This is a genomic window from Inediibacterium massiliense (assembly GCF_001282725.1).
In the GTDB taxonomy this organism is placed as follows: Bacteria; Bacillota; Clostridia; order Peptostreptococcales; family Thermotaleaceae; genus Anaerophilus; species Anaerophilus massiliensis.
The window spans coordinates 47,983-74,106 of sequence record NZ_LN876585.1 but is presented as its reverse complement, the minus strand read 5'-3'; the positions used below and the strand labels follow the sequence as shown (position 1 = coordinate 74,106).

General features: G+C 30.1%; 26 protein-coding genes. 3 read left to right on the top strand and 23 right to left on the bottom strand.

The annotated features are described in order from the left end of the window. Window positions 1-109: 109 nt before the first annotated feature. From BN2409_RS03295 to BN2409_RS03265, 7 genes are all read right to left on the bottom strand, one after another. Complete coding sequence (locus BN2409_RS03295; protein ID WP_053955246.1) at window positions 110-850, bottom strand: hypothetical protein; 741 nt, start codon at window positions 848-850, stop codon at window positions 110-112. Beyond that, complete coding sequence (locus BN2409_RS03290; protein WP_053955245.1) at window positions 843-1,541, bottom strand: ABC transporter ATP-binding protein; 699 nt, start codon at window positions 1,539-1,541, stop codon at window positions 843-845. Before BN2409_RS03290 ends, BN2409_RS03295 begins: the two co-directional genes overlap by 8 nt. Before the next feature lies 1 nt (window position 1,542). Next, window positions 1,543-1,902: a GntR family transcriptional regulator gene (locus tag BN2409_RS03285; RefSeq protein ID WP_053955244.1), complete on the bottom strand. Its 360-nt coding sequence runs from the start codon at window positions 1,900-1,902 to the stop codon at window positions 1,543-1,545. Between the two features lie 205 nt (window positions 1,903-2,107). Continuing rightward, window positions 2,108-3,820: a phospho-sugar mutase gene (locus BN2409_RS03280; RefSeq protein WP_053955243.1), complete on the bottom strand. Its 1,713-nt coding sequence runs from the start codon at window positions 3,818-3,820 to the stop codon at window positions 2,108-2,110. A gap of 354 nt (window positions 3,821-4,174) precedes the next feature. Next, window positions 4,175-4,603, bottom strand: a complete 429-nt coding sequence (locus BN2409_RS03275) for a flavodoxin (RefSeq protein ID WP_053955242.1) — start codon at window positions 4,601-4,603, stop codon at window positions 4,175-4,177. A 31-nt stretch (window positions 4,604-4,634) separates the two neighbouring features. Further along, window positions 4,635-5,267 (bottom strand): DUF3793 family protein, encoded by a 633-nt coding sequence (locus tag BN2409_RS03270; protein WP_110942921.1) that lies wholly within the window; start codon window positions 5,265-5,267, stop codon window positions 4,635-4,637. A gap of 161 nt (window positions 5,268-5,428) precedes the next feature. Then, window positions 5,429-6,151, bottom strand: a complete 723-nt coding sequence (locus BN2409_RS03265) for an NAD-dependent protein deacylase (RefSeq protein WP_053955240.1) — start codon at window positions 6,149-6,151, stop codon at window positions 5,429-5,431. 226 nt (window positions 6,152-6,377) lie between these two features. On the opposite strand from BN2409_RS03265, the gene BN2409_RS03260 reads away from it, so the two are divergent. The 3 genes from BN2409_RS03260 (at window position 6,378) to BN2409_RS03250 (ending at window position 8,249) form a co-directional block, all read left to right on the top strand. Then, window positions 6,378-6,920, top strand: coding sequence for a hydrolase (locus BN2409_RS03260; protein WP_053955239.1), 543 nt, complete (start codon window positions 6,378-6,380; stop codon window positions 6,918-6,920). Between the two features lie 286 nt (window positions 6,921-7,206). After that, entirely contained in the window at window positions 7,207-7,548 is a 342-nt protein-coding gene (locus tag BN2409_RS03255; protein WP_053955238.1) for a CidA/LrgA family protein, read from the top strand. An 8-nt stretch (window positions 7,549-7,556) separates the two neighbouring features. Next, a complete protein-coding gene (locus BN2409_RS03250; RefSeq protein ID WP_330375364.1) occupies window positions 7,557-8,249 on the top strand; it encodes an LrgB family protein in 693 nt (230 codons plus the stop codon). A 36-nt stretch (window positions 8,250-8,285) separates the two neighbouring features. Here the strand turns inward: BN2409_RS03250 and BN2409_RS03245 are convergent, their stop codons facing one another. From BN2409_RS03245 to BN2409_RS03170, 16 genes are all read right to left on the bottom strand, one after another. After that, window positions 8,286-9,377 (bottom strand): dipeptide epimerase, encoded by a 1,092-nt coding sequence (locus BN2409_RS03245; RefSeq protein WP_053955236.1) that lies wholly within the window; start codon window positions 9,375-9,377, stop codon window positions 8,286-8,288. A gap of 60 nt (window positions 9,378-9,437) precedes the next feature. Continuing rightward, window positions 9,438-10,598: a DUF819 family protein gene (locus tag BN2409_RS03240; protein WP_053955235.1), complete on the bottom strand. Its 1,161-nt coding sequence runs from the start codon at window positions 10,596-10,598 to the stop codon at window positions 9,438-9,440. Window positions 10,599-10,864: 266 nt separating this feature from the next. Next, the gene (locus BN2409_RS03235; protein ID WP_053955234.1) at window positions 10,865-11,716 is read right to left on the bottom strand and encodes a diguanylate cyclase; all 852 of its coding nucleotides are present in this window, start codon (window positions 11,714-11,716) and stop codon (window positions 10,865-10,867) included. Further along, window positions 11,713-12,063, bottom strand: a complete 351-nt coding sequence (locus BN2409_RS03230) for a hypothetical protein (RefSeq protein WP_053955233.1) — start codon at window positions 12,061-12,063, stop codon at window positions 11,713-11,715. The genes BN2409_RS03235 and BN2409_RS03230 overlap by 4 nt, the downstream gene beginning before the upstream one ends. 227 nt (window positions 12,064-12,290) lie before the next feature. Next, on the bottom strand, window positions 12,291-13,208 hold the full coding sequence (locus BN2409_RS03225) for a PLP-dependent cysteine synthase family protein (protein WP_053955232.1): 918 nt from the start codon (window positions 13,206-13,208) through the stop codon (window positions 12,291-12,293). Between the two features lie 13 nt (window positions 13,209-13,221). Next, window positions 13,222-14,343, bottom strand: coding sequence for an aminotransferase class V-fold PLP-dependent enzyme (locus BN2409_RS03220; protein ID WP_053955231.1), 1,122 nt, complete (start codon window positions 14,341-14,343; stop codon window positions 13,222-13,224). A gap of 2 nt (window positions 14,344-14,345) precedes the next feature. Next, entirely contained in the window at window positions 14,346-14,807 is a 462-nt protein-coding gene (locus BN2409_RS03215) for an S-ribosylhomocysteine lyase (RefSeq protein ID WP_053955230.1), read from the bottom strand. Window positions 14,808-15,085: 278 nt separating this feature from the next. Then, the gene (locus tag BN2409_RS03210; protein ID WP_053955229.1) at window positions 15,086-16,297 is read right to left on the bottom strand and encodes a hypothetical protein; all 1,212 of its coding nucleotides are present in this window, start codon (window positions 16,295-16,297) and stop codon (window positions 15,086-15,088) included. Between the two features lie 192 nt (window positions 16,298-16,489). Further along, entirely contained in the window at window positions 16,490-17,866 is a 1,377-nt protein-coding gene (locus BN2409_RS03205; protein WP_053955228.1) for a GntP family permease, read from the bottom strand. A gap of 22 nt (window positions 17,867-17,888) precedes the next feature. Next, window positions 17,889-18,887 (bottom strand): 4-hydroxythreonine-4-phosphate dehydrogenase PdxA, encoded by a 999-nt coding sequence (gene pdxA / locus BN2409_RS03200; protein ID WP_053955227.1) that lies wholly within the window; start codon window positions 18,885-18,887, stop codon window positions 17,889-17,891. A gap of 18 nt (window positions 18,888-18,905) precedes the next feature. Further along, window positions 18,906-20,225: a four-carbon acid sugar kinase family protein gene (locus BN2409_RS03195; RefSeq protein ID WP_053955226.1), complete on the bottom strand. Its 1,320-nt coding sequence runs from the start codon at window positions 20,223-20,225 to the stop codon at window positions 18,906-18,908. Window positions 20,226-20,240: 15 nt separating this feature from the next. Beyond that, on the bottom strand, window positions 20,241-21,002 hold the full coding sequence (locus BN2409_RS03190; protein WP_053955225.1) for a DeoR/GlpR family DNA-binding transcription regulator: 762 nt from the start codon (window positions 21,000-21,002) through the stop codon (window positions 20,241-20,243). 160 nt (window positions 21,003-21,162) lie between these two features. Then, window positions 21,163-23,271, bottom strand: a complete 2,109-nt coding sequence (locus BN2409_RS03185) for a methyl-accepting chemotaxis protein (RefSeq protein ID WP_053955224.1) — start codon at window positions 23,269-23,271, stop codon at window positions 21,163-21,165. Window positions 23,272-23,534: 263 nt separating this feature from the next. After that, on the bottom strand, window positions 23,535-24,323 hold the full coding sequence (locus tag BN2409_RS03180; protein WP_053955223.1) for a sugar phosphate isomerase/epimerase family protein: 789 nt from the start codon (window positions 24,321-24,323) through the stop codon (window positions 23,535-23,537). A 79-nt stretch (window positions 24,324-24,402) separates the two neighbouring features. Further along, window positions 24,403-25,071 carry a PAQR family membrane homeostasis protein TrhA gene (gene trhA / locus BN2409_RS03175; protein WP_053955222.1) on the bottom strand — a complete coding sequence of 223 codons (669 nt, stop codon included), beginning with the start codon at window positions 25,069-25,071 and terminating at the stop codon, window positions 24,403-24,405. 121 nt (window positions 25,072-25,192) lie between these two features. Then, complete coding sequence (locus tag BN2409_RS03170; protein WP_053955221.1) at window positions 25,193-26,047, bottom strand: YitT family protein; 855 nt, start codon at window positions 26,045-26,047, stop codon at window positions 25,193-25,195. Window positions 26,048-26,124 lie beyond the last annotated feature (77 nt).

Genomic DNA, 26,124 nt, shown 5'->3' with positions numbered 1-26,124 from the left:
AATTTTATGATTTTGTTTATACCCTAACCCATACATAATAGGTTAGGGTATATTTTTATTATAGCGAATTTTCTACTTTTTTTCCATCTATTTGAAGGTTACAAATTATTTACAAATTTATTTTTCTATCCAATAAATATCCTGTCAACATAAATAATATTCCTATAATACATGAGTTAAAAATAAAATAATTCATTGTACCTTCAAAATGAAAATATTTCATTCCATAACTTAATGTATTCATATCCATAAATTGGTCAAAATATCCTACCACTTTTCCTACAATTTTTGAAACTACTAAAAAACATACAAAGGATAATATTTTTCCATGCTTAAATACTGAAAATACACTTTTAGATAGAGTAATAGATAAATAAATAATTAGCATAAAAGTAATATACCCTACTAAAAGAATCATAAATAATGTGAAAATTTCTTTGATACCTTCTGTATAAAAACTTTTCCAGTTTTCCATTAAGTGTGGATATTTATAAACAGCTATCTCTTGATCTATAATCATCATCAATATAGCAAATACAAATATACCCACAGATTCTAAAGTAATTCCTATAATCTTACTTCCTAATATATGGTACCCACTACATGGACTTGTAAATAATAGATATCTTTCTTCTCCAAAAAGACTTTTGTACATTCTTCTAATATGATCAAAAAATAATCCTAATCCCATAATAAATATACCTATCATTGCAATAATAGCAAATTTTGAAGGAGTTTGTTCCTTTAAAATACTTCTTATAAGATCTATATTTAAAGCAATGGCAATAATGATTCCTCCAAGGAAAAATTTCCACCTACTCATCCATTCATATTTAAGTAGTTTAAGCATTTTTATATACCTCCCTATATAACTCATCTATAGACATATTTTTCTCCATTCTAAATTCTTCCGCACTTCCTTTTAAAATCACTTTTCCTTCTCCTACAAAAATTACTTCATCCAATATACTTTCTAATTCAGTTACTAAGTGACTAGAAATAATCATTGTTTTATTTTCATCACATACTCTTACAACAGCTTCCATAATTTTTTCTCTAGAAATAGGATCTATTCCATTAAAAGGCTCATCTAATACATACACTTTAGCATCCCTTGCAAGGATCAAACTTAATTTAAGCCTTTGAAGCATTCCAGTAGATAATGAACCCACCTTTTGCTTTTCTTCTAATTCCATAAATTTTAATAATTCTTGAGCTTTTTCCATATTAAAATCTTCGAAGAAATCATTAAAATAACCTATACAATTTTTGATTTTCATCCATTTAGGTAAATGATTGTGGGTAGGCATAAAAGCCATTATTTTTTTTGTATCTACTCCAATCCTCTTTCCATTTATAGCAATCTGTCCACTTGTTGGCTGTATAAGTCCTGCAATCATTTTCATAAAAGTTGTCTTGCCACTTCCATTAGGTCCTAACAAGCCATAAATCTTTCCTTCTTCTAATATCATATTCAAATCATTTAATGCTTTTTTTGTAATATATTTTTTTGTTACATTTTCTGCTCGTAAAATTTCCATATTAATCCTCCTTCATTTCTTCTTTTACTACTTTTATAATTTCTTCATAGGAATATCCTATTTCTTTCATTCCTTCTATAAAATTCTTTAACATTTCATTTGCCATTTCTTTTTTGATTCTCAATACAACCTCCTCCTCTTGCGTAACAAAGGAACCTTTCCCTCTTTCTGTAAATGTAACTTTCTCTCTTTCTAACTCTTGATATGCCCTCTGGATTGTATTTACATTTACTTTTAAAGAAGCTGCCATTTCTCTTACAGAAGGAAGTTTTTCTCCTTTTTCTCTAATTCCTACTATAATTTCTTTTTTTATCATCTCTATAATCTGAAGATATATAGGAATTTTAGCATCAAAATTCATTTCATCACCTCTTTTGTATAAGTGTTATATTTAAATAGTACACTGCAACTCTATAGATGTCAATAAAAAATCTATATATTAGTTTTTTACTTTTAATCAATCATTTTTTAACAAAGCTATAAAAATAAGGAACAATTATTGAGAATTTATGAAGAATTTTATGACTTTGTTAAAAAAATAAAATCTGCACAAATTGTGCAGATTTTTACTTGACTTCATTGAGTTTTTCCATAATCACTTTTTCCATCTCTGTAATCTTGTCCTGGGCTTCCTTTATTGTATCTCCTTTTGTATAAAGATATATTTTAATTTTAGGTTCTGTTCCTGAAGGTCTTACAGCATACCATGAACCATCATCAAATAAAAATTTTAATACATCTGAAACTGGTATATCCACTTTTTCCTCTTGTTGTTTTAAAAAGTCAAAAGCTTTTTCTTGATCATAGTCCATATATTTTGCAAGTTTCTTCTCTCCAATTTCTGTTGGATATTCTTTTCTATAAACTTCCATCATTCTTTTGATTCTTTTTTGCCCTTCTATTCCTTCTAACACTAAAGATATGAGTTTTTCTTGATAATATCCATACTCCTTATATATTTCTTCTAAAATATCCAAAAGGCTTTTTCCTTGTTTTTTATAGTAAGCAGCTGCCTCACATATAAGCATAGCTGCAATCACTCCATCTTTATCTCTTACAAAAGTTCCAGCTACATAGCCAATACTTTCTTCATACCCAAATAAGAATTGTTCTTTTCCTACTTCTTCTAATTCATTGACTTTTCCACAAATATTTTTAAATCCTGTTAAAGTTTCATAAGTCTTTACATCATGAGATTTTGCAATACTTCTTCCCAAATCTCCTGTTACAATAGACTTTACAATATATCCATTTTTTATATCTTTTCTTGATTTTAAAATATAATCAATAAATATAGCTCCTACTTGATTTCCATTTAAAGAAATATAATTTCCACTTTCATCTTTGACCATCACACCTAGTCGATCACAATCTGGATCTGTTGCAATCAATAAATCTGCTTTTATTTTTTTCCCTAGCTTCTGTGCATATAAAAAAGCTTTTGTATCTTCAGGATTTGGATATCCTACAGTAGTAAAATCTGGATCTGGATTTTCTTGTTCTTTCACTACCTCTACATTTGTAAATCCTCTTTCCTTTAAAACTCTTCTTACAGGAATATTTCCTGTACCATTTAAAGGCGTATATACAATTTTTATTTCTTTATCTATATCCTCTCTTAAAGATAATTCTTTTACTTTCTCTATATATAAATCATCTATTTCTTTTCCTATAATTTTTAATAATCCTTTTTCTTTTGCCATTTCTTCATCCATTATTTTTACATGAGAAAAGTCTTGAATATTATGTATTTTTTCTGTAATGCCATCTGCAACCTCTGAAAGAATTTGAGATCCTTCTTCCCAGTACACTTTATATCCATTATAATCCTTTGGATTATGACTTGCAGTGATGACAATCCCAGAAGCTGCGTGCAAATGTCTTACGGCAAAAGAAAGCTCTGGAGTAGGTCTTAAACTTTCAAATAAATAAGCTGTAATTCCATTTGCAGCCAAAACTAAAGAAGTTCTTTTTGCAAATTCCTTTGAAAAGTGTCTGCAATCATAAGCAATGACTACTCCCCTTTTCATATAATCTTGCCCTTTTTCTATAATAAAATCAGCTAGTCCTTGAGTCACACGTCCTATAATATATAAGTTCATTCTATTTGTTCCAGCTCCTATTTTCCCTCTTAGACCTGCTGTTCCAAATTCTAATTCTTTATAAAAACGATCTTGTATTTCTTCTTCATCCTCTTTCATAGCTAAAAGCTCTTTTTTTGTTTCTTCATCAAAATGAGGATTTTCTAACCATTCTTCATATATTCTTTTGTATTCCATACTTTCACCTTCTTTAATAATATTTATCTCCTATACTGATTTCTATATTTCTTATCAATTTCCTTTTTTATGCTTTAAGAAATTATATAAATGAATAAATTGCGGATAGATTTAGAAAGTTAAATTTTCATCAAATTTTAAGCAACGGAAATTCTGAATGAAATGAAAGAATTTCGTTGGCCACATGACCAATTTTGAGAGGAATATGCGAATTTTTTTATCATTACCCTTATTCAAAAGAAATTACTCAATAATTTATATCTAATACTATAGCTAGTTTATAGTATTTGTAAAATAAAACAAAAAAAATCCTCTTGTTTACACAAAAGGATTTAAAGGGGTTTTTAAAAATTTTTATTCAGCTAATTTAACTCCTAAATCTCTACAATCATCTAGTGCATCTCCATCAGGAGTTAAATGAGCAATGTATCCTTCTCCATTTACTACTTGTGCACCATATCCTTCCATTCTTTCTGTCCAATCTCTCATCCATTGACCATCGCCCCAGTCATAAGAACCAAATAGAGCTAATTTTTTCCCAGATACAGTTCCTGCAATTTCTTCTACAAACGGTTCCATTGTATATTCTTCTAATACTTCAGCTCCCATGGAAGGGCATCCTAAAGCTAGTGCATCAGCACTTGATACATCTTCTTTTGTTGCATCTTCTACATTAATTAATTTTACTTCACAACCTTTGTCTTTTGCACCTTCTGCTACAGCTTCTGCCATTAATTTTGTATTTCCTGTTCCACTCCAATAAATAACTGATACATTTTTCATATAAATCCCTCCATTTAAAATATATAATTTTTTAAGCATAGGAAAGAATTTGATCGATGAATCCACCACTTAGAAGAGTTTTGATATAATCCTTTGCTTTTACAAATTCATCATAACGCTTCTCAGATATAGTAGTATCTCCATAAATTCTCCATCCTTTTACTTTCGTAAGCTTCAAAGAAGGATGACCTATAAATCCTAAAACATCCTTGAGTGGATAGCCTAAGAATATACCAATTTCATCAGGAATCATCCCTGATTCAATCTTTTTTGTCATGTGTAATACATAATCTTGTACATTCACACTTTTAGGATATCCTATATTGTTTAAAAATCTTTTATTTCGAGGGTCTGTGAGTACATCTTGCAATGATCCTGGATGATAAAAAAATACTTTAATGCTTTTTTTACCATAACTAAGTACTTTATAAGAAAGCTTCTTACAACACCTAAAAAAAGAGTTAATTTTTTTCAATTTTTCATTTGTATTCGATTGCTCTCTTGAAAAACTAAGTATTTCAGATGGCTTTTTTCCAAGCATAACAGGACCTAAAGTTTGAAGTAACCACTGAATAAAAGGATCTTTATTATTTTTTAAACAAACAAAATAATTTTGTTGACACATCACAAACACCTCGTTATTGATAATGATTATCTTTTTCATAAAAATAATATCAAATTTTCTTCTCTTTGTCAATGAAAATAATTATCATTATTGATAAAGTTTTTTATAATACAATGGTCAATAAAAATAAGAACATTTTATATGATTCCTTCACATAAAATGTTCTTATTTTTATTAATCTATTTATTTTAATTTATATCTTACAAAACACTATTTAAAACTTTTCCTATACTTTCATACATCACTAAATTTGCTCTTTTGTCGTAAGGTGTAGTGGCTTTATTAATAAGAATCAATTGATTCCCTCTATAATATTCAATCAAGCCTGCTGCAGGATATACAACTAAAGAAGTTCCTCCTACAATAAGAATATCTGCTTTTTTTATGTATTCTACAGATTTTTCAATGGTATAATAATCTAGCCCCTCTTCATATAAAACTACATCGGGTCTAACAATACCACCACATACACATCTAGGAATTACGTCCTTCGATGACATGACATACTCTAAATCATATTGTTTTTTACATTTCATACAATAATTTCTATGTACAGAGCCATGAAGTTCTAAAACTTCTTTGCTTCCTGCTAATTGATGAAGTCCATCTATATTTTGAGTAATCACAGCTTTTAGCTTATTTCTTTTTTCTAATTCTGCTAAGGCATCATGGGCTAAATTAGGCTGTGCATTTGGATAAATCATCTTACTTTTATAAAACTCATAAAATTCTTTTGGGTGCTTCATAAAAAAACTATGACTCAGCATAACCTCTGGAGGATATTTTTCTCCTTTTGCACTATATAACCCTGTATCTGCTGTTCTAAAATCAGGGATGTTACTTTCTGTTGAAGTCCCAGCACCTCCAAAAAAAACAATATTATCACTTTTTTGAATCATTTCTTTTAATTTTTCTATACTCAAAATAGCACCTCCTATTAAATACCATATCTGTATTGATTTTATTATACCATAATTTTATTCTTTGCCTTTCTGACAAATAAAACTCAGTTTAGATAAAATTTTCACTTTATCTACATAATCATAGATACAATTGTTCGAATTATTAGTCATTGAATAAAAATTTATAGAAGGGAATTTTCAAATTATGAAGAATATAATCAACAAACGCAAAAAAGGGGTGTTACAAATGAGAGTACTAAAGGATCATGCAGTAGCTGTCATTATTGACATGCAAGAACGGCTTCTTCCTCATATGGAAAATAGGAACAACTTATTACACAATGTCAAAACACTCATTCAAGGCCTTAACGCTTTAAATATTCCTATCATTGTCTCTGAACAATATCCTAAAGGATTAGGTTCTACTATTGAAGCAATTCATGAAATTCTAGGTGATTATACTAGTATCGAAAAAATGTCCTTTAGTTGTTTTGATGAAGCAAAACTACAACAAAAAATAGATTATATGAATAAAGAGTGGATTATTGTAGCTGGAATTGAATCTCATATTTGTGTACTTCAAACTGTAATCGACTTAATAGACAACGGATATGCTCCGGTAATTGTAGAAGATTGTGTTTCTTCTAGATATAAAAATGATAAAAAAATAGCCATTGAAAGAATGCGCCAACTAGGTGCTATCATTACTACTACTGAATCTATTTTATTTGAACTTTGTAGATATGCTACGACGGACTCATTTAAAGTTATTTCAAAGCTTGTTAAGTAAGTATCCACACTTACTTTACAAGCTTTTATACTTTTTAAATCTCCCTTCTTATTTGATAAATCCTTTTCTATTTAAAGTCTAAACTGTTTATGCTTAAAGAGCTTAAAAAGAAAACGATTTCTTCTGTCCATTCATACTATACTTTCCATTGTCATTTCATATCTTAGGTTGTAAAATACTATAGATAATCTTTTTGAAATACAATACATTTTTAGAGACAACTTAATTTTAAATAAGTATTGTAAATAAAATATGTATGTATACAAAATACATGGAGAGGTGACTTATGAAAATATTGATTCAATTTTTAGGTATTGTAGGAATTTGGCAATTAGGCGAACGGATTCATACTACATTGTCTCTTCCTATCCCTGGAAGTATTTTAGGAATGCTCATTTTATTTATGCTTTTAGTTTTTAATATAGTAAAACTAGAATGGGTAGAAAATTGTTCAGATTTTTTACTTAAACATTTGGCCTTTTTCTTTATTCCATCTGGAGTAGGACTCATCGCTGCTCTTGAATTATTAAAGAAGAACTGGCTTCCTCTTTCTGTCATTATATTTGTAAGTACCATTATTGTAATGGGCATTACAGGAAAAATAGTAGAAAAATTTGTAAAGGATTGATAAACATGTTGGATAATTATTTTTTTGGTATTCTTATTTCTTTGATTACTTTCAATATTGGTCTTTTTATTTATAAAAAAACTAAATTACCTATTTTAAATCCTATCCTCATTAGTATATTACTAACTGTAGGAGTTCTTCTCAATTTTGAAATTCCCCTTGAAACATACAATAAAGGTGGTAAAATTATTTCATTCTTTTTAGGTCCTGCTACTATTGTTTTAGCAGTTCCTATGTATAAGCAACTTCCAGCTTTAAAAAGACATATGAAGGCTATTTTAATAGGAATTAGCGGTGGAGTGATCACTTCTATTAGTGTTGTGATTCTATTAGCCAAAGTTTTTCAATTAGATCACTCTCTAAAGCTTTCTTTAGTTCCTAAATCTATCACCACTCCTATTGGTATTGCTATATCAGAAAGTCTAGGTGGTATGGGCTCTATAGCTGTCATTGCCATTATTATTACTGGGATTTTAGGTGCAATTATGGCCCCTTTCATATGTAAAATTTTTAGAATCCATCATAGTGTAGCAAAAGGGATTGCCATAGGCACATCCTCCCATGCAGTAGGAACTTCTAAAGCTTTGGAGATGGGAGAAACAGAAGGAGCTATGAGCAGTCTATCTATAGCATTAGCAGGTCTTATTACTGTATTTTTAGCCCCTTTATTTGTTCGTATATTTTCTTATTTTCATTTATAAAGTATTCATTAAAAGAGAATCCTAAAAAGGATTCTCTTACTTCATATACTCTATTCCATGAATCTTTTGAAACCCAAAACCAGGAGCATCTTCTATTGTTATCTTAGATTGATTAAAAATAGCTCCTCCCTCTATAGGATCTTCTTTGCATAATACAGGTCCATCTAAATCAATTTTTGTAATAATACTTTTAGCTGCTGCTAAGTGTACTGCTGCTGTCACACTTATTTTCGCTTCTAACATACATCCTATCATACACTCTACCCCATAGATTTCTGCTAGGGAACAAATCTTTAACGCATGATGAATTCCTCCTGTTTTCATTAACTTTATATTTATAAGATCAGCAGCTCCCATTTGTAATATCTTTATAGCATCCATAGGAGAAAAAATACTTTCATCTGCCATAACTGGAATCCCTACATTTTCTGTTACGAGTTTTAATCCTTCCAAATCATATGAAAATACCGGTTGCTCTACAAATTCAATATCTAAACCTGCATCTTCCATTTTTCTTAAAGTATATACAGCTTCTTTTGGCTTCCATCCTTGATTTGCATCTATCCTCAAATTAATATCATATCCAATAGCTTCTCTGATAGTCTTCATTCTCTTTATATCCAATCTAGAATCTTTTCCTACTTTTATTTTTAATGTTTTATATCCTAAGTTCACAGCTTCTATACTATCTTGTGCCATGATTTCTGGATCATTGACACTAATGGTTAAGTCTGTAACGATTTCTTTTCTATATCCACCCAAAAGTTTATAAACAGGCACTTTATACAGTTGTCCATATAAATCATACAAAGCAATATCTACTGCTGCCTTTGCTGTTGTATTCTTTACTAAAGAATGATCTAATTTTTTCATAATTTCCTCAAAATTTTCTATATCCATACCTATAATATTTTTTCTAATATGTTCCTGAAGGGCTCCTATAATCGCCCCTTTTGTATCTCCTGTTATAACTCCCGTAGGTGGAGCCTCTCCATATCCTATATGCCCTGTATCTGTAATCACCTTTACAATAACATCTTCGATACACTCTACTGTCCTTAAAGCTGTTTTAAAAGGTTTTTTAAGAGGAACAGATAAAATCCCAATTTGAATATCTTCTATTTTCATACCATACCCTCCTTTTTAAAAATTATATAAATTTATTTTATCATCATCATATCCAATTTATCACATAATAGAAAGAATCTTTCCTACCAGTAATCCTCCTCCTGTTCCAATCACATATCCAAGCATAGCCATCAAAACACCTATAGGAATTAACGCTTCACTATAAGATGCAGCAAGAATGGGAGCTGATGCAACTCCTCCTATATTTGCAAGGCTTGCTATTCCACAGGTAAATAAATCAAGCTTAAATATTTTTGCTACAATAGCAAGAATGACTCCATGCACAATTAAAATTACAAATCCTGCTATAATATATAAAGGTGCTTGGCCAAGCTCTGCAAAATTTGCCCTTGAAGCAATTAAACCTACAATTGTATACAGCATAACATTTGAAATCTGAGAAGAACCTGGTATTTTTCCAATACCTGTCATAGCACAAACTACTCCAGCTATAGTAGCTAAAATCACAGTCCATGTAGTTCCTGTAATAAAGCTAGTTTCAGGTAATATTTCTGATAAAGATTGGGAAACTGATGATACAAAGAAACTCATTCCGATTAAAAAAATCATATCTGAAAACTCTATGTTTTTTCTAATTTTCTCTTGAGTAGCAGCAAGTTGCTCTCCCACTTCATCTATAATACTTGTATCTGCTTTTGTCCATTTGTTAAAAAACTTAGCATAAGGCACAAGCCACAATAAAATCATTACCCAAATGGCATAATCAATAGAATCTATCAATAAAGTATATCCCATACTACTATCTGGTACATTTAAAGCTCCTTGTATGGCTGCCATGTTTCCTGTTCCACCCATCCAACTTCCTGCTAAAGCTGCAAAAGCTTTCCACGTATCTTGTACATACATATTTTTAAACAATCCATATGCTACAACAAAACCTATACCAATACTAATAGATGCAGCAAAAAATCCTAAAAGCATCTTAGGTCCTAATTTTAAAATCTTTCTCAAATCACATCTTAGAAGCATTAAAAAAATCATTGCAGGTAATAAATTATTCTTTACCATTTTATAATACATATTTACTTCATCTGTTTGATCCCATACTTTAAAAGTACCTAATAGCATTACTACAAAATAAATAACAACAATAGCAGGTACATATTCAAAAAATTTTCCTTTGCTTTTCTTCTCTGCAACAACTACTAAGCTTGAAAAAAATAAAATGACTGCTAAATAAGTAAAACCACTAGTAATCATACTACCTCCCCCTTTTTTTCATAATAAATAACAAGACCTAATAAACGATTATAAATCTCATTTATCAGGTCTTGTTTATGACGATGTTTTGGACATCTGAGTAAACAAGATGAGTTTTTGGAATTTCTTAAATCTATTATGTATTTTTATGAATATTCTGTTAATATTTATTGTGATTATACTTATTTTATAAATACTTATTCAGTAAATTATTTTTTATTATAACTTTTTTGAATACATAAAAACAGCCAGTTGATCTGGCTGTTTTAAGCAATTTCACTTTCTTCATAAACAATACTCAATCCACATTTATTTTTTTTAGCTGTAGTAGAAGCTAAGCTCGCTTGATTAATTAAATGAACAGTAGCTTCATATACATTTTTTATTTTTGTACATTTTTTTGATTGTATCACTCCAGCAGAAATAGTAACAGGAATTTTATTTGGAAATTCATGATTTTTTATCATATCTATTATTTTTATTATTTCATTTTTACATTTTTCTATAGGGGTAGAGAATTGCAAAACAAACTCATCTCCTCCAAATCTACAAATATGTGCATCTTTAGGTTTATATTGTTTTAGAAGTCTTGCCAATTCTTTTAATATTGTATCCCCCAAGATATGTCCGTATTCTTTGTCTATCCTTCCAAAATTATTTACATCCATAAATATAATAGATGTTATTTCATTTTTACTCATACATTTTTGGATTTGATAATAAATATAATCACTTTTATAAAGTCCAGTCAGTAAATCTATATGTTTTCCAAGTTCAGTTAATACAAGTGTCTTTGTAATAATTCCTACAATCTGTTTATTTTTCTCTACTAACAAAAAATCTTGATCTTGTTGATCAAAGATTTCTTTTGCACCCCATACAGTTGCTTCCGAACTAATAAATTTAAAGTCTGTCAACATAGCATCTGCTGCAATTCTATTAGGATGTGCATCTATGAGCTCTTTGCTTGTAATCATTCCTTTAATTTGATGATTATTTGTCACAAGAAAATAATTTATACCTTGATTAAATGCAATATCTCGAATAGCACCTACGCCCTCTAAAATATCAATACTCATAAAATGATCTGTCATAATTTGAGATATTCTTATTGTCATAAGTCTATAGATTTGCTAACTTGAAAAGTTATATTCATTTGTACCTTTATAATCATAGCTTCGTTAGCAACCTTTCCTCCCTCTTCCATAATTAAATCTATCAGTTTTTCTTTTTGTAACATATTTAACAAAACTTTCCTAATAACAAGTGCTTCTACTTTAGAGTCTTCTACTTTTATGATTTCATATTGTCCTGGAGATACTACCTCTACCATTCTTCTAGCCGCTTCTGGTCCGATTGGGGCTTTTCTCCCTACAATAAGTACATCCTGCATAGGAGGGATTTCAAACTCAGAAAAGCGCATAACAACTTCAGCTTTTCTTGTACTCCCCATATGGTTTTCCATATAAAATCCACCTTTCAACATCTAATCACAATTTAGTATTGTATTTATTTTTATTTTAATTTTATTTTTTTCTATATTTAACATATACTACTATTATACCAAAATAAATCTATTTCTTAAAGCATTTTTCGGGACTAAAGGCCTAGTCATCTGTCTGTAATAATCGAAAAAAAAACATAAAGAAAAACTCCTTTCTAAATTGTATATTTCTAGAAAGAAGTTTTTCTTTATAAAAGTTGATAAATATTTTTACTCAAATATCGATCTCCTCTATCTGCCAATAGCACCACTATATTTCCATATTTTATCTTCCTTGCTTGTTTGATAGCTCCTATAAAAGCTGCTCCAGAAGAAGTTCCTACTAATAGGCCTTCTTTTATAGCCAATTCTTTTACTCCCTGTAAAGCCTCATCATCTGAAATCTTTTCTACTTCATCTATCAAACTAGTATCCATAATTTTAGGAATAAAATCATTTCCTATTCCTTCTATCTTATAAGGAGCACATACTCCTCCACCAATAATAGAACCAATAGGATCAACTAGTACTCCTCTTATTTTTTCATTTTGTTCTTTTAAATAAGACATAACTCCTGTAAATGTTCCTCCTGATCCTGCTCCTGAAACAAATATATCTATCTTTCCATCTAATTGTTCATATATTTCTCTACCCGTATACATATAATGGGCCTGTGGATTATGATGATTATAAAATTGGTCCACTACAAAAGCATCTTTCATTTGAGCTTTTAGCTCCTGCACTTTTTCAAAAGCTCCATTCATACCCTTTTCTTCTGGTGTACTTATAATTTTAGCTCCTAATGCTTTCATAATCATTTGTTTTTCTATTGAAAACTTTTCAGGTACAACAAATATAACTTTATATCCTTTATTGATTGCAGCAAGTGAAATACCTATTCCTGTATTTCCTGCTGTTGCTTCTATAATTGTATTGCCTGGTTTGATTTTCCCTTCCTTTTCTGCCTTTTGAAGAATCCATTGTCCAATTCTATCTTTTACAGAACCCCCTGGATTATAAAATTCTAATTTGGCAAATAGCTTTACATGTTTTGGAATATTAAAATGATTTATTTTTAGCATAGGAGTATTGCCTATTAAATCTTGAATGCTATCATAGTAATTCATTTTCACTCATCCTTTATTTTAAAATATCTAAATCTTTTATAATATCCTCTACATCCTCAATTCCTACAGACAATCGAATCAATGTATCTGTAATACTTATTTTATCTCTCATATCTTTTGGAATCGAAGCATGAGTCATTTTAGCAGGAATAGATATAAGGCTTTCTATTCCTCCCAAGCTTTCTGCTAAAGTAATAGTTCTTAAATTAGATATTATTTTATCTACATGCTTTTCACTAGATACTTCAAAAGAAATCATTCCTCCACTATCTCTCATTTGATCTTTTAAAGAACCTTCTATGTGAATTTTAGGATAATATATCTTTCTAACCCAATCCTGATTTTTTAGCCAATTTACAACTATTTTTGCGTTTTGACAATGTCTATCCATCCGTACAGCTAAAGTTTTCATTCCTTTCAGTAAAATCCAACTATCAAAAGGTCCTAATATAGCACCTACTCCATTTTGTATAAAGTGCATTTTTTCTCCTAATTTCTCATCCTTTACTACTACTAACCCTGCAACTACATCACTATGTCCTCCTAAATATTTTGTAGCACTGTGAAGAATAATATCTGCTCCTAAAGATAAAGGTCTTTGCAAATAAGGAGTCATAAAAGTATTGTCTACAATAAAAATCATATTATTTTCTTTTGCTATCCTTCCTATTTCTTTTATATTGCTAATTTTCATCAATGGATTTGTAGGTGTTTCTACATAAATAGCTTTTGTATTTTCTCTTATATGATCTTTTATATTCTCTACATGAGTAGTATCTACAAAGCTATACTCTAATCCGAAATTTTTGAATATTTTATCTACCACTCTAAAAGTTCCACCATATACATCATCACTAAGTATAATATGATCCCCATTCTTTAATAACATAAGAACAGAAGATATAGCTGCCATTCCTGATCCAAAAGCAAACCCTCTCACTCCTCCCTCTAGATCAGCAATTAATTTTTCTACCCCTTCTCTAGTTGGATTTTGAGTACGAGAATACTCATACCCCATATGCTTTCCAATGTCTTCTTGGGAATAGGTAGATGTTTGATAAATTGGAATTGTAACTGCTCCTGTATTTTTATCCCCATCAATTCCTCCATGAATAATAAGAGAATTAAATTTCATATTTATGCCTTCTTTCCATATTTTATTTGTAAAAGGTCTAATACTTCTTTTGCAAATTCTTTTGCCCCAAACAAGGACATATCTCTATAATTTCCACATTGTATTTTATTGGCTGCCGGAACCTCCTTTGAATCTAATACTTTTTTTAATGTATAAATCAGAGCATCTGCTATCTCTTCCTCTTGTTTTTCTCCCACTACGATTAAATAAAATCCTGTCCTGCATCCCATAGGAGATAAATCTACTACATTATCTACTTTTTCTCTTATATATCCTGCCATTAAATGTTCTAGGCTGTGTATTGCTCCTGTAGGAATGGCTTCTTTATTAGGTTGAGTAAATCTTAAGTCGAATTTTGTAATTACATCCCCTTTTGGTGTATTGATTTTACCACACTTTCTTACAAAAGGAGCCTCTACTTTCGTATGATCCATTGTAAAGCTTTCTACAATTATTTTTTTCATTTTTTATTTCCTCCTTTATAGCAAGTAATTACCCATAGTATATTCATTTTTCATTCCATAAACCGTATGGTCATAATTCGGAGCCCATTGATCAAATAACTCAGTAAAATCTCCCATTTCATTTCCTCCTTTTTAATTCCTAGTATTCATACCAAATTACTTGGTATTAGTTTAGCATTTACTTTTTATAAAGTCAATGGATCTTTTAGATGCTTTCATAATTAGTAGAATGTAAAAAACTCCTTTCTAGGTTTTATATTCCTAGAAAGGAGTTTTTACTACATAGCTGGTTGAATGTTTTGTTCTTGAACGATTTGAGTTTCCATCATTTTTGCTTGAGCTTCCATCATTTGTGTCAAACTCATTGAATTTTGTGGAGTAAGCTTTGGCATATCCACTTTTACATCTTTATTGATATTGTATATCTTAGAATTATAGTTAATTCCTATATTAAATATTCCTTTAGCTTGTGGTTTTTCTACTTTTGCAGCTACTTTTTCTATGGCTGCCATATCAATATGTAAATCTATTTTACCATTTTCATGTACAATGTATCCATCTTTATTGATACCATATTCAATGACAATGCCTTTATCTCCAATGAATTTTACATTGTTGTATTGATCCATAAATTTATTAAATTCTTTTTTCATTTCTGGTAAATTCTTTTCAAGCTCAGCTAATCCTTTATTTAACTCTGCTTTGTCTAATTGTGCTTGTGGATTTGTAGCTTGTGAGAAAGTCATTACCATATCCATATACTCTTTTACAAATTTCATAGTATCTTTATTATCCATAAAACTATTTCCTGTATATCTTACTAATTTCTTAAATGATGCATCATCTAATTTTAACTCATAAATATCTAAAGATTCTCCATCAATTACTTTTGTTCCTTTTTTCTCTACCATTGTAAATCCTGGATCAAAGTTTTTAACATAATCTTTGAAGAATGTTGCAAATTTTCCTTGAGATTCTTGAGCAAATTTCATCATGTTTGCAAAATCTTGTTTTTCTTTTTGATCCTTCATCATTTCTTCAAAATTAATCACTGCATATTCTTTAGTTTGTAGTTCTTGTGGAAGTCCCATTTTCATCATGGCAGGCATTTTAATAATTTCTACTAATTTTGGTGTTTTTCCTGTCATATCTGTATCTACCCAGATTGGGAAATTCATTGCCATTCCACCAAAGTTCATATTCATATCCACTTGTGCTGTAGCAGCTGTTTTTTCTTTATTTTGTACCATTTTTTGATGTAGACTTACTTTTGAATCCTTAACCATTGTTTGCATTTGTTGAAATCCTTGTTGATCTTCTGGTGATAATCCTTCTACATCTACTGTAAAAGTAACATCTGTATTACTTTCCATAGAAGTAATGTCTTGTGATTTTTCAAAAGCATTGTAGATTGCCATTTCATTACTAGTACATCCAGTAAATACTAGAGCAAATACTAATAATAATGATAAAATTGATATTTTTTTCATATTATTTCCTCCTATATATTTTGTTAGTCTCATTTTACAATATATTTTACACATTGTAAATTATTTCACAATATAAAATACAAATTTAGACCTTTTTACTCATTTCTTTATCAGGATCAATAAAACTATCTGGTTGTTTTGATTAAAACCAATAGCCAAGCCACTCTTTTATTAAAAAGAGTGGCTGATATTTTAATGAAATATCATATTTACAATTAATAATTCAATAAGTCCTACTGCCCATGCAATAGTAGTAGTCATAGACCATACTCTAATTTGTTCCTTTGCCTCTTTAATTCCTAACATACGATTGACTACCCAGTAATAGCTATCGTTAAAATAAGAAAATACCAAAGATCCTATACAAGCTGCTAACGCTGCAAATACTGGATTTACATCTAATGTTGCAATCATAGGTGCAGTAATAGGCGCAGCCGTAATCATGGCCACTGTTCCACTTCCTTGAATCAATCTTACCAAAGAAGCTACTACAAATGGAAGAAGTATAGCTGGAATTGAAGATTGTGCAATTAAATTTGCAATATAATCTCCTGCACCACTATCACGAAGTACCATTCCTAGCGCACCGCCACCACCAGTAACTAAAATAATAATACCTGCTGACTTGATTCCATCTTCCATTTTCTCTAATGTATCTTTTCTTAATTCTTTTCCAGTAAGTCCATATATAGCTACTAACAAACCAATTCCTACTGCTATAATTGGAGATCCTAAAAATTTAACAACACTCACAAAATCTCCTTCTATTTTTAAAGCAGTTATTACTGTATTAGAAAGAATGAGTAATACAGGAACTAAAATAGGTGCAAACGCCATAAATGTAGAAGGAAGATTTTTGTCTTCTTCATCATCTAAAAAGCTTGAAATACTTTCTTGATAATTAGGTCTAATCCATCCTTGCCCATCTTCTGTAGGAAGCTGATAAATTCTTTTTCCTAACCATTTCCCATAAAGCATTCCCGCAATCGTCATAGGAATTGCCAAAACAATCCCCCAAAGAAGTATACTTCCAACACTTACTCCAAATATACCAGCAACACCTACAGGTCCTGGAGTAGGAGGTACTAAAGAGTGAGTAATCACTAATCCTAAAGCTAATGCAATCCCTAATGAAACTACAGATTTTTTGGTTTTTTTAGAGATTGCCTTTACAAGGGGTGATAAAATAACAAATCCAGAATCACAAAATATAGGAATAGATACAATAAATCCTGTTAATGCTAAAGCTAATTCTTCATTATTTTTTCCTAATTTTTTCACAAAAGTTTTGGCCATTCTCTCAGCTGCTCCTGAAACTTCAAAAATTTGCCCCATCATAACACCAAAACCAATAATAATTCCAATGCTTCCTAAAGTTCCTCCAAAACCTTTAGAAATAGACTGCATAACTTGATCGGCTGACATTCCTCCAATAAGTCCTGTCATAGATGCTGCAATAATAAGTGCCAAGAATGCATGAATTTTTGTTTTCATAATCATAAAAATAAGACAAATAATACCAATCGAAAGGCCTATGATCATTTGACTTCCTGATACCGAAGCTTCCATATATTTTCCCCCTTCACATTTATTATTGATTAAACTTTGGTGCATATAATGCTGCTAATCTTATGGCTTCTACCATACTGACTTCACTAGCTTTTCCTGTTCCTGCAATATCAAGTGCTGTTCCATGATCTACAGATGTTCTTAAAAAAGGCATATTATTTGTAATAGAAATAGTTCTTTCAAAATCAACCATTTTCGTAGCAATATGTCCTTGATCATGATAAAGAGATAATACTGCATCATATTTTCCTTTTAATGCAAAATAAAATACAGAGTCTGCTGGAACTGGTCCTACTACATTGATTCCTTGTTCTTGTCCTAATCGTACAGCAGGCTCAATTTCTTTTACTTCCTCATCTCCAAATAATCCATGCTCCCCACTATGAGGATTTAATCCTGCAACAGCTAATTTTCCGTTTTTAATACCAAGTCTTTCTAAAGCTTCACTACATCTTTTGATATAATCTAGTACCCTTTCTTTTGTAGCTATAGTACATGCATCTTTTAAGGATACATGTCTAGATAAAAAGAACACTCTTAAATCGTGTACTTGAAACATGGTAAGAGGATCTTTTGTATTTGTTAGATCTTCTAATATCTCTGTATGTCCTATATAATTTACTCCTCCAGCTTTAAATGCTTCTTTATTAATAGGTGTAGTAGCAATAGCATCTACTTTTTTGTCCATTGCTAATTCCACTGCAAGTTTTATATATTCAAAAGCAGCTTTTCCAGCCATTCCTTGTACTTTTCCTATTTGAAGTTTTTCTATATTTATATTTTTTAAATCTATTACATTCAAAATTCCTTTTTCATATTCTCCCTCTTCTACATCTTCAATAACTTTTATCTTTAAATTTACATTGCAAAACTTCATAGCTTGCTCTAATGTTTTTTGTTCTCCAATCACTACTGGCTTGGACCATTTATATACTTCTTCATTATTTAATGCTTTGACTACAATCTCAGGTCCAACTCCAGCTGGATCTCCCATAGGAATACCAATATAACTTCTTTTCATTTCAATCTATCCTTTCTATTATGAATTTTTATGATATCCAGTAGATACCTTTGTCAATAAATACTCCACACATTTTATGATGGCATTTGTTTCTCCTACAAGTCCTCCCTTTGTAATAATAGGCATACTTTCAAATTGTCCTTTTATGACTCTTCCATAAACTGCTAGTGGCAATACTTCATCTTTTACCTCTATACCAGAAGCTTTCAGTTCTTTGCAAACAGCTACCGTTACGTCTCCTCCACTTGTAAACAATCCTCCTATAGATGTATCTGTCTTTTCCATAAGGATTCTTGTAATTTTTGCAAGTCCAGTGGAAATTCTTAAAGTTACATCATCCTCAGTAATTTTTAGCTTTTGAGCAATATGAGATAAATTTAATATTTCACATTCATCATTCGTTGTAACAGCACCTAAAATAGCATATTCATCCATATCTTTTATAAAATTCTCTACTACTCTATTGATTTCATATTCACGAGTCTTCTCATAAATAAGAGCCTCTGCATCTACTGTTATAAATAAACATTCATGACTCACCTTTAATGCTTCTAGTTGTCTTCTTGTAAGATTGCTTACACTCCCTACTGTCAGCATAACCTTTTGTCCTGGTATAATCTTTGGTTTTTTTACCATTTCTTTTGTAAGAGCTGCACTAAATGGCCCTGGATCTACTGCAATAACACTAAGTCTTGTATTTCTTACTGCCTTTGCAATTTTTTGTATATCTTCATCTGTAGTGGCATCTACTATAAAGATTTTATTTCCTTTATCTTTTCCACTCATGATCCTATTTTTTAAACTTTCTTCTCCTTTTAATACTTGATCTAAAGGAATATAATCTACTAAATATTTACTTTGATCTTTTATAAGCTTTTGTACACAAGAAGTATATACAGGAGTCTTTGGATCTTTTGCCACATCTGTATTTTCTAGTGGAATAGAATTTACCATTAAATATCCACCAATTGTAATTCTTCCTGATGATGGAAAAGCAGCTACCACTATAGCAATCGTCTCTTCCTCTAACTGATCTAATACTGCATCTATTTCTGTTCCTATGTTTCCTCTTAAAGTAGTATCAATTCTCTTTGAAAATAATTTTACATCCTTTTGTTTAAAAAAATCTGCGATCTTACTTACTCTTTCATAAGCCATATCTTTATGAATAGCTCTACTGTCTGTACTAATAGAAATCACTTTAAAATCTTTGTGTTCATTTTCATCATAATCCTCTAATTTTAAAAAAGTAGCAGCCTTATATCCTGCTCTTGAAAGCAGTACACTTGTAGCATTTGCTCCTGTTAAGTCATCTGCAATAATTACAACTTCTGGCATACAATCCCTCCATTTTTATACTAATTTCACTTCTACACCTAATTGTTTAATTTTATTGACTATTTTTTCATCTAATCCTTCATCTGTAATAATTTGACTTAAACTTTCTAAAGAACAAATTTTAGCAAAGCTTTTTTTCCCAAATTTAAAGTGGTCTGTAACTAATATAGTTTCTTCTGCTGATTGTATAATCTGTCTTTTTATTCTTGCTTTTTCAATAGTAGGTGTAGTAAGACCCTCCTTTACATCTGCAGAGCTTGTTCCTAAAAATGCAATATCTGCATAAACTTGTTCTAAGAAGTCTTTGGTGTTTGGGCCTAAACATGTACCTGTACTTCCTTGAATAAATCCACCTGTACAAAATACTTGAATCGCTGAAAATTTAGACAGAAACAAAGCAATCACTAAATCTGTTGTGATTACCTTCAAATTCTTAATATCTTTTATTTTCTTGGCAATTTCCATATTGGTCGTTCCTGCATCTAATATAATGGTATGTCCTTCCTTAATCAGAGAAGCTGCATACTGTGCAATTCTTTTCTTCTCTTTTGTATGTTCTGATGTTTTTTGTCCATAAGGAACTTCCTCTGTAAGCATGTCATGAAGAACTGCTCCCCCATGAGTTCTTGTGATTAAATTATTTTCTTCTAAATATTTTAAGTCTCTTCGAATAGTCATAGGGGAAGTATCTAATATACTTGCTAAATCTTCTACAACTACTTTTCCCTTTTCTTTTAAATGTTTGATAATATAATTTCTTCTCTCTGCTTGAAGCATATCTATCACCACTTTGTTCTAAATTGTTTATTTATATGTTTTATTTTGTTTTTTTATGTTTGTTTATGTTGTTTTAATTATAATGTCCTTCATTTTGTATGTCAATACATATAAAAAAAATAGTAAAAAAGCCAACCTATAAAAGTCGGCTTTTTTGTACTTATATTTTAAATTGATTCACCAATTGATTTAATGCCTCTGCTAAGTGTGATAAATTTTCACTAGCATTGGCTACTTCTTGTATAGATGCTAACTGTTCTTCTGTAGCTGCTGAAGCTTCTTGTGTACTTGCTGCATTTTCTTCTGAAATCGCAGATAAACTATGAAGAATTTCTACCATTTCACTTGTCTTATCTCCAATTCCTTTTCCTATTTCATATAACTCTGTAATCATATTTTGTGTTTGACTGATAGAATCTGTAATTCCTTTAAATTTAGTATCTGTTTCTAACACACTTTTGTTTTGTTCTTCTACAGTTTTAGACATGACCTTCATGTTTTCTACCGTATCCTTAGATTTTAATTGGAGCTCGTCTATGACTTGATGAATTTCATTTGCAAAAGAATTCGATTGTTCTGCAAGCTTTCTAATTTCCTCTGCCACTACTGCAAATCCTCTTCCTGCTTCTCCTGCACGTGCAGCTTCTATCGCTGCATTTAGTGCTAACAAATTTGTCTGCTCTGCTATGTTTTGAATCATCTCACTTGATACACTAATTTTTTTTGTACTTTCATCTGTAGCTATAATTCCTTCGTAAATAATATTTGAAGCTTCCTGATTTGCATTGGTTTTGTCCATTAAATCTTCTACAATAGTTAACCCTTCTTCTGTAAGTATAGATACTTGATCTGAATTGTTTTTTAATTCTTTTATATAATTTACTGTCTTGTGAATCATCTCACTTATTTGAGCTGTTTTATCTGCTCCGTCTTGAGTATCTTGCGCTTGCTGAGTAGTACTTCTTGCAATTTCTTCTACCGTTTTTGCAACTTCTTCTGAAGCTAAGGCAGTTTGCTCTGATATATTTGTAAGCATATCTGATGAATTTGCCATTTCATTAGATGTATCCATCATATGCTTAGCCATAGTTTTTAAATTATCTCCAGTTTTTTGAAATGATTGTGCCAATCTTCCTACTTCATCTTTTCGTTTTAAAAATTTCTCTGGAAAACTTACTGTCAAATCTAAATTCGCTATTTTCTCTGCATAATCTGTAGCCAAAACAATAGGCTTAGATATATATTCAGCAATAAAAATAACAATTCCTGCCAGTATAATAATTCCAATTAATAGGATAAAGCCCATCATCAGTGCTTGGTGATCTACCTCTTTATACATTTCTTTCTCTACAATATCTACTCCAAAACTCCAAGGAGTATCTACTCCTGTTATATGTATAGGCACAAATACTTTAAAAACATCTTCTTTTAAAGTTTCTGAATAAACAACATTACTATAATTTTTCCCATTTTGAATCGCATCTTCATAAGTTTTTTTGATTTCTTCATCTTCCGATCTTAATTCACTAGATAACTTTCCAATAGATTCTGGATTTTTATGAGCTACAACAATTCCTTTGTTAGAAATAATTTTAGCAAATCCTGTATCATATAATTTAATTTTAGATGCCATCTGTTGAAGAGAATCTAAATGAATATCTACCCCTACTACACCAACTACTTGGTTATTATATACAATAGGAACAGATAAAGTAGTAAGCATTACTTTTTTACCACCCATAGTATATTCTGTAGGTTCTGTAATGACAGATTTTTTTTCTTGAAAAGGTTTCAGATAATAATCTCCTACACCTGGTTCATGGTATTCTTGTAAAGTTTCATACTGAATCTGTCCATCTTTTTTATACCAACAGGGAATAAATACTCCTGTTTCATCATGAAAATCTTTCCCTGCAAATTCTTGGTCTCGTCCATCAAAAGCATTAGGCTCAAACCCTACCCAAACATCATACAGATTTGGATTACTCTCTAATATTTTTTTGAGCATATCCATAACAAGTTTTCTATCTGTATGATTATTTTCTTTCATTGTTTCAATATTTTTTGCTAATATTTTTGCATAATCAAAAGACTCATTGATCACTTGAGCAGTCTGCTTAGAATATTCTCTTGCTGTAGTCTCAGCTAATTGTGTGGCTTGTTCCTTTGCAATTTTTCTTGAATCCATAATAGTAATTCCCATAGTAGATAAAAAGATAATAAGTACTGTAGATAATGTAATTACTAAAATTCTGGTTTTTAATTTCATTTTGACACCTCTTTCTATGGTTTGTTTCATTTATCCTAAACCGTTTTTATCGTATTTTGTCGCAATTTAGAATAAATTGTATTTTTATATCAATTGTATATGATATATACCCCTTTCGCAATTATTTATTTTATCAAAAGAATTGATTTTTTTTCTACATTATCCATATTAATACATCCATTTTATCCTTTATCTATTCTTCACTACTACAAATCAAAACAAGTTAGCAAAATAACTTATAGACATTTTGCTAACTTGTTTATCTAATTCATTTCTTTTAATTTTTGAAGAGACTCTATTGCATATTTTCTTGGACGTACTTCTATAATGTAAACTACATCCTTTTTATTCATTTGATTCATATGCCATTTAAAATCTACTTTTCCACTCCCTATAATTTGATGATCCATTTTTCCATTATGATCATGTAAATGACAGGTTCTCACTTTATGAATATGCTTTAGAAAAAATTTTACTTCATCATATTCATTTGTATAGGAGTGTCCTATATCCCAAGTCAAATAAATATTTTTTGTATCTATTATTTCTTCTAAAGTTTCTTGAACAATTTCTTTTGGAAATCTCCCTGAATTTTCTACGCACAATAAAATTTTATCTTTTGCATAGGAACTTAATTCTATTAAACTTTCTTTTAATACCTTTTTATATTGTTCTTTATATAATTCATCTAAATAAGATTTTCGATCTGTAAGAGTAAAACAAACTGCACTTCCTATATGGATAGTCATTCGACTTGCTCCTATATCATATCCAAAATCTATCACCTCTTTGAAACGATGGATACAAGCTTTTCTAATATTTTCTTGCAATTGAAGCAAAGTAATATCTTCAGGCCCGTGTAAAGTAATTTCTATATCATTTTCTATTTTATATTTTTTAATTTTTTCTCTATTCTCTTTTGTAAAGTTTTCTGGAAAAAAAATAGGCATATTGACATTAAGTTCAACCGCATCAAATCCATTTTTCTTAGTATTCTCTAAAGTATCCCATATATCTATTTCACCACTAGATGCTGCATATCCAATTTTCATATCATTCCCCCTCAATAGATTTATTCCTATTATACAACAAAAATCAGGAATCCCTCCCTGATTTTTAAAATAATCTTTATTATGTTAGATACTTAAAAATTCCTACAAAATGAAGTACACTTCCTGTTAAAACAAAAAGATGCCAAATTGCATGATTATATGGTATTTTTTTACAAGCGTAAAAAATTGTACCTAATGTATAGATCAGTCCTCCTGCTAAAAGCCACATAAAAAATCCAATAGGAACTACCTCCAGCATAGGTTTTATAGCTATAACTACAATCCATCCCATTAAAATATACAAACTTAGTGATACTATTTTATATTTTTCAAATTTATTAAAAGTAAACACTTTAAATAAAATTCCAGCTAAAGCAATCACCCATACTCCTGTTAAGATTCCTATTCTCCAATACCCTTTCATGGTAAGTAATACAACTGGAGTATAGGTTCCTGCTATAAATAAAAATATAGAAGAATGATCAAATATTCTTAAGATCTTTTTAATTTTTTCCTTTTGAAAGCTATGGTAAAGTGTAGATGCTACATATAAACAAATAGAACAAAATCCATAAATACTAAATCCTGTAATGGAGATAGGATTTTTCTCCCAAATTGCATAAACCAATAGAATAGTTACCACTACTATACTAAAAACAATACCCACTCCATGAGATATGCTATTTGCAATTTCCTCTTTTAATGAATATCTTTTTCCTACTTCTGTGCTCCATTCACTATTTTTCATTTTTATAAAGCGCCTCCTTAAAGGATATTACATATAACCATATATTTATATTATATCAGATATTTGTATTTAAAATTCTATCTTTTCAAAATAGTTATAAACTATACAAATTCTCATATTCTTATAGTGCCGGTTTTTTAAACCCTTTTCCATGTACTTCAGAAGTATCCAATATAGAAATAAAAGACTGCTGATCTGTATCTTCAATTAATTTTTTTATTTTTGGTAATTGTCTTAAAGACACAATGCAATAAATCACATTTCTATCTTGGCCTGTATATGCTCCTTGCCCATGTAAAAACGTAACACCTCTTCCTACTTCTTTTATAATCAAATCTGCAATTTCCCTTTCTTTTTGAGTGACTACAAATAATAATTTTTTTCTTTCTAATCCATCCATTACTCTACTCATTACCTCAGAACCTATATACATAGAAACCAACGTATAAAGTGCAATACTCACTCCATTGATAGTAGCTCCGATGATTACAACTACTATATTCATGGCAAATAGATACTGGGCTATATTTCCTCCTGTCTTTTTTCTTAAAACAACAGCAATAATATCTGTTCCTCCCATAGATGCACGACTTTTAAAAACAATGGCTCCTCCAATTCCTCCAAATATTCCTCCATATATACTAGAAATCACCATATCCTCTGCATATAAGTAGTGGGATACATTTTGAGTCAAAATCATAAATACAGATAAAGAAACCATTCCAATCAAACTAAAAATACAAAACTCTTTATCAACAGCTTTTATTCCTATTAAAAATATAGGTATATTGATAGCTAATAAATAATATCCTGATGGAACATCTGTAAGATACTGAAAAATTAAAGCAAGACCTCCTGCTCCTCCACTTAAAAATTTATGAGGGATTAAAAAAGAATTAATTCCTATGGCAGATATTAAGCTTCCTATAAAAATAAATAATATTCTTTTTACTAATTCATTTTTTTCTTTGATCATAGTCAGTCCACCCCTTTTTACTTTTATGTCTCCACTCATTATGTCAGTATTTTATATAGATTTCAATCATTGTTTTT

What these genes read in the sequence shown, in the direction of transcription:
- BN2409_RS03295 (WP_053955246.1), bottom strand. Translation starts at nt 850, where the DNA reads ATGCTTAAACTACTTAAATATGAATGGATGAGTAGGTGGAAATTTTTC.
- BN2409_RS03255 (WP_053955238.1), top strand. Translation starts at nt 7,207, where the DNA reads ATGAAAATATTGATTCAATTTTTAGGTATTGTAGGAATTTGGCAATTA.
- BN2409_RS03185 (WP_053955224.1), bottom strand. Translation starts at nt 23,271, where the DNA reads ATGAAATTAAAAACCAGAATTTTAGTAATTACATTATCTACAGTACTT.
- BN2409_RS03280 (WP_053955243.1), bottom strand. Translation starts at nt 3,820, where the DNA reads ATGGAATACAAAAGAATATATGAAGAATGGTTAGAAAATCCTCATTTT.
- trhA (WP_053955222.1), bottom strand. Translation starts at nt 25,071, where the DNA reads ATGAAAAATAGTGAATGGAGCACAGAAGTAGGAAAAAGATATTCATTA.
- BN2409_RS03230 (WP_053955233.1), bottom strand. Translation starts at nt 12,063, where the DNA reads ATGGAAAACCATATGGGGAGTACAAGAAAAGCTGAAGTTGTTATGCGC.
- BN2409_RS03275 (WP_053955242.1), bottom strand. Translation starts at nt 4,603, where the DNA reads ATGAAAAATGTATCAGTTATTTATTGGAGTGGAACAGGAAATACAAAA.
- BN2409_RS03180 (WP_053955223.1), bottom strand. Translation starts at nt 24,323, where the DNA reads ATGAAAATTGGATATGCAGCATCTAGTGGTGAAATAGATATATGGGAT.
- BN2409_RS03240 (WP_053955235.1), bottom strand. Translation starts at nt 10,598, where the DNA reads ATGATTACTAGTGGTTTTACTTATTTAGCAGTCATTTTATTTTTTTCA.
- BN2409_RS03270 (WP_110942921.1), bottom strand. Translation starts at nt 5,267, where the DNA reads ATGAAAAAGATAATCATTATCAATAACGAGGTGTTTGTGATGTGTCAA.
- BN2409_RS03235 (WP_053955234.1), bottom strand. Translation starts at nt 11,716, where the DNA reads ATGACAATAAGAATATCTCAAATTATGACAGATCATTTTATGAGTATT.
- BN2409_RS03290 (WP_053955245.1), bottom strand. Translation starts at nt 1,541, where the DNA reads ATGGAAATTTTACGAGCAGAAAATGTAACAAAAAAATATATTACAAAA.
- BN2409_RS03205 (WP_053955228.1), bottom strand. Translation starts at nt 17,866, where the DNA reads ATGGAAGCTTCGGTATCAGGAAGTCAAATGATCATAGGCCTTTCGATT.
- BN2409_RS03190 (WP_053955225.1), bottom strand. Translation starts at nt 21,002, where the DNA reads ATGCTTCAAGCAGAGAGAAGAAATTATATTATCAAACATTTAAAAGAA.
- BN2409_RS03220 (WP_053955231.1), bottom strand. Translation starts at nt 14,343, where the DNA reads ATGAAATTTAATTCTCTTATTATTCATGGAGGAATTGATGGGGATAAA.
- BN2409_RS03245 (WP_053955236.1), bottom strand. Translation starts at nt 9,377, where the DNA reads ATGAAAATAGAAGATATTCAAATTGGGATTTTATCTGTTCCTCTTAAA.
- pdxA (WP_053955227.1), bottom strand. Translation starts at nt 18,887, where the DNA reads ATGAAAAGAAGTTATATTGGTATTCCTATGGGAGATCCAGCTGGAGTT.
- BN2409_RS03210 (WP_053955229.1), bottom strand. Translation starts at nt 16,297, where the DNA reads ATGAAAAAAATATCAATTTTATCATTATTATTAGTATTTGCTCTAGTA.
- BN2409_RS03285 (WP_053955244.1), bottom strand. Translation starts at nt 1,902, where the DNA reads ATGAATTTTGATGCTAAAATTCCTATATATCTTCAGATTATAGAGATG.
- BN2409_RS03260 (WP_053955239.1), top strand. Translation starts at nt 6,378, where the DNA reads ATGAGAGTACTAAAGGATCATGCAGTAGCTGTCATTATTGACATGCAA.
- BN2409_RS03215 (WP_053955230.1), bottom strand. Translation starts at nt 14,807, where the DNA reads ATGAAAAAAATAATTGTAGAAAGCTTTACAATGGATCATACGAAAGTA.
- BN2409_RS03195 (WP_053955226.1), bottom strand. Translation starts at nt 20,225, where the DNA reads ATGCCAGAAGTTGTAATTATTGCAGATGACTTAACAGGAGCAAATGCT.
- BN2409_RS03225 (WP_053955232.1), bottom strand. Translation starts at nt 13,208, where the DNA reads ATGAATTACTATGATAGCATTCAAGATTTAATAGGCAATACTCCTATG.
- BN2409_RS03170 (WP_053955221.1), bottom strand. Translation starts at nt 26,047, where the DNA reads ATGATCAAAGAAAAAAATGAATTAGTAAAAAGAATATTATTTATTTTT.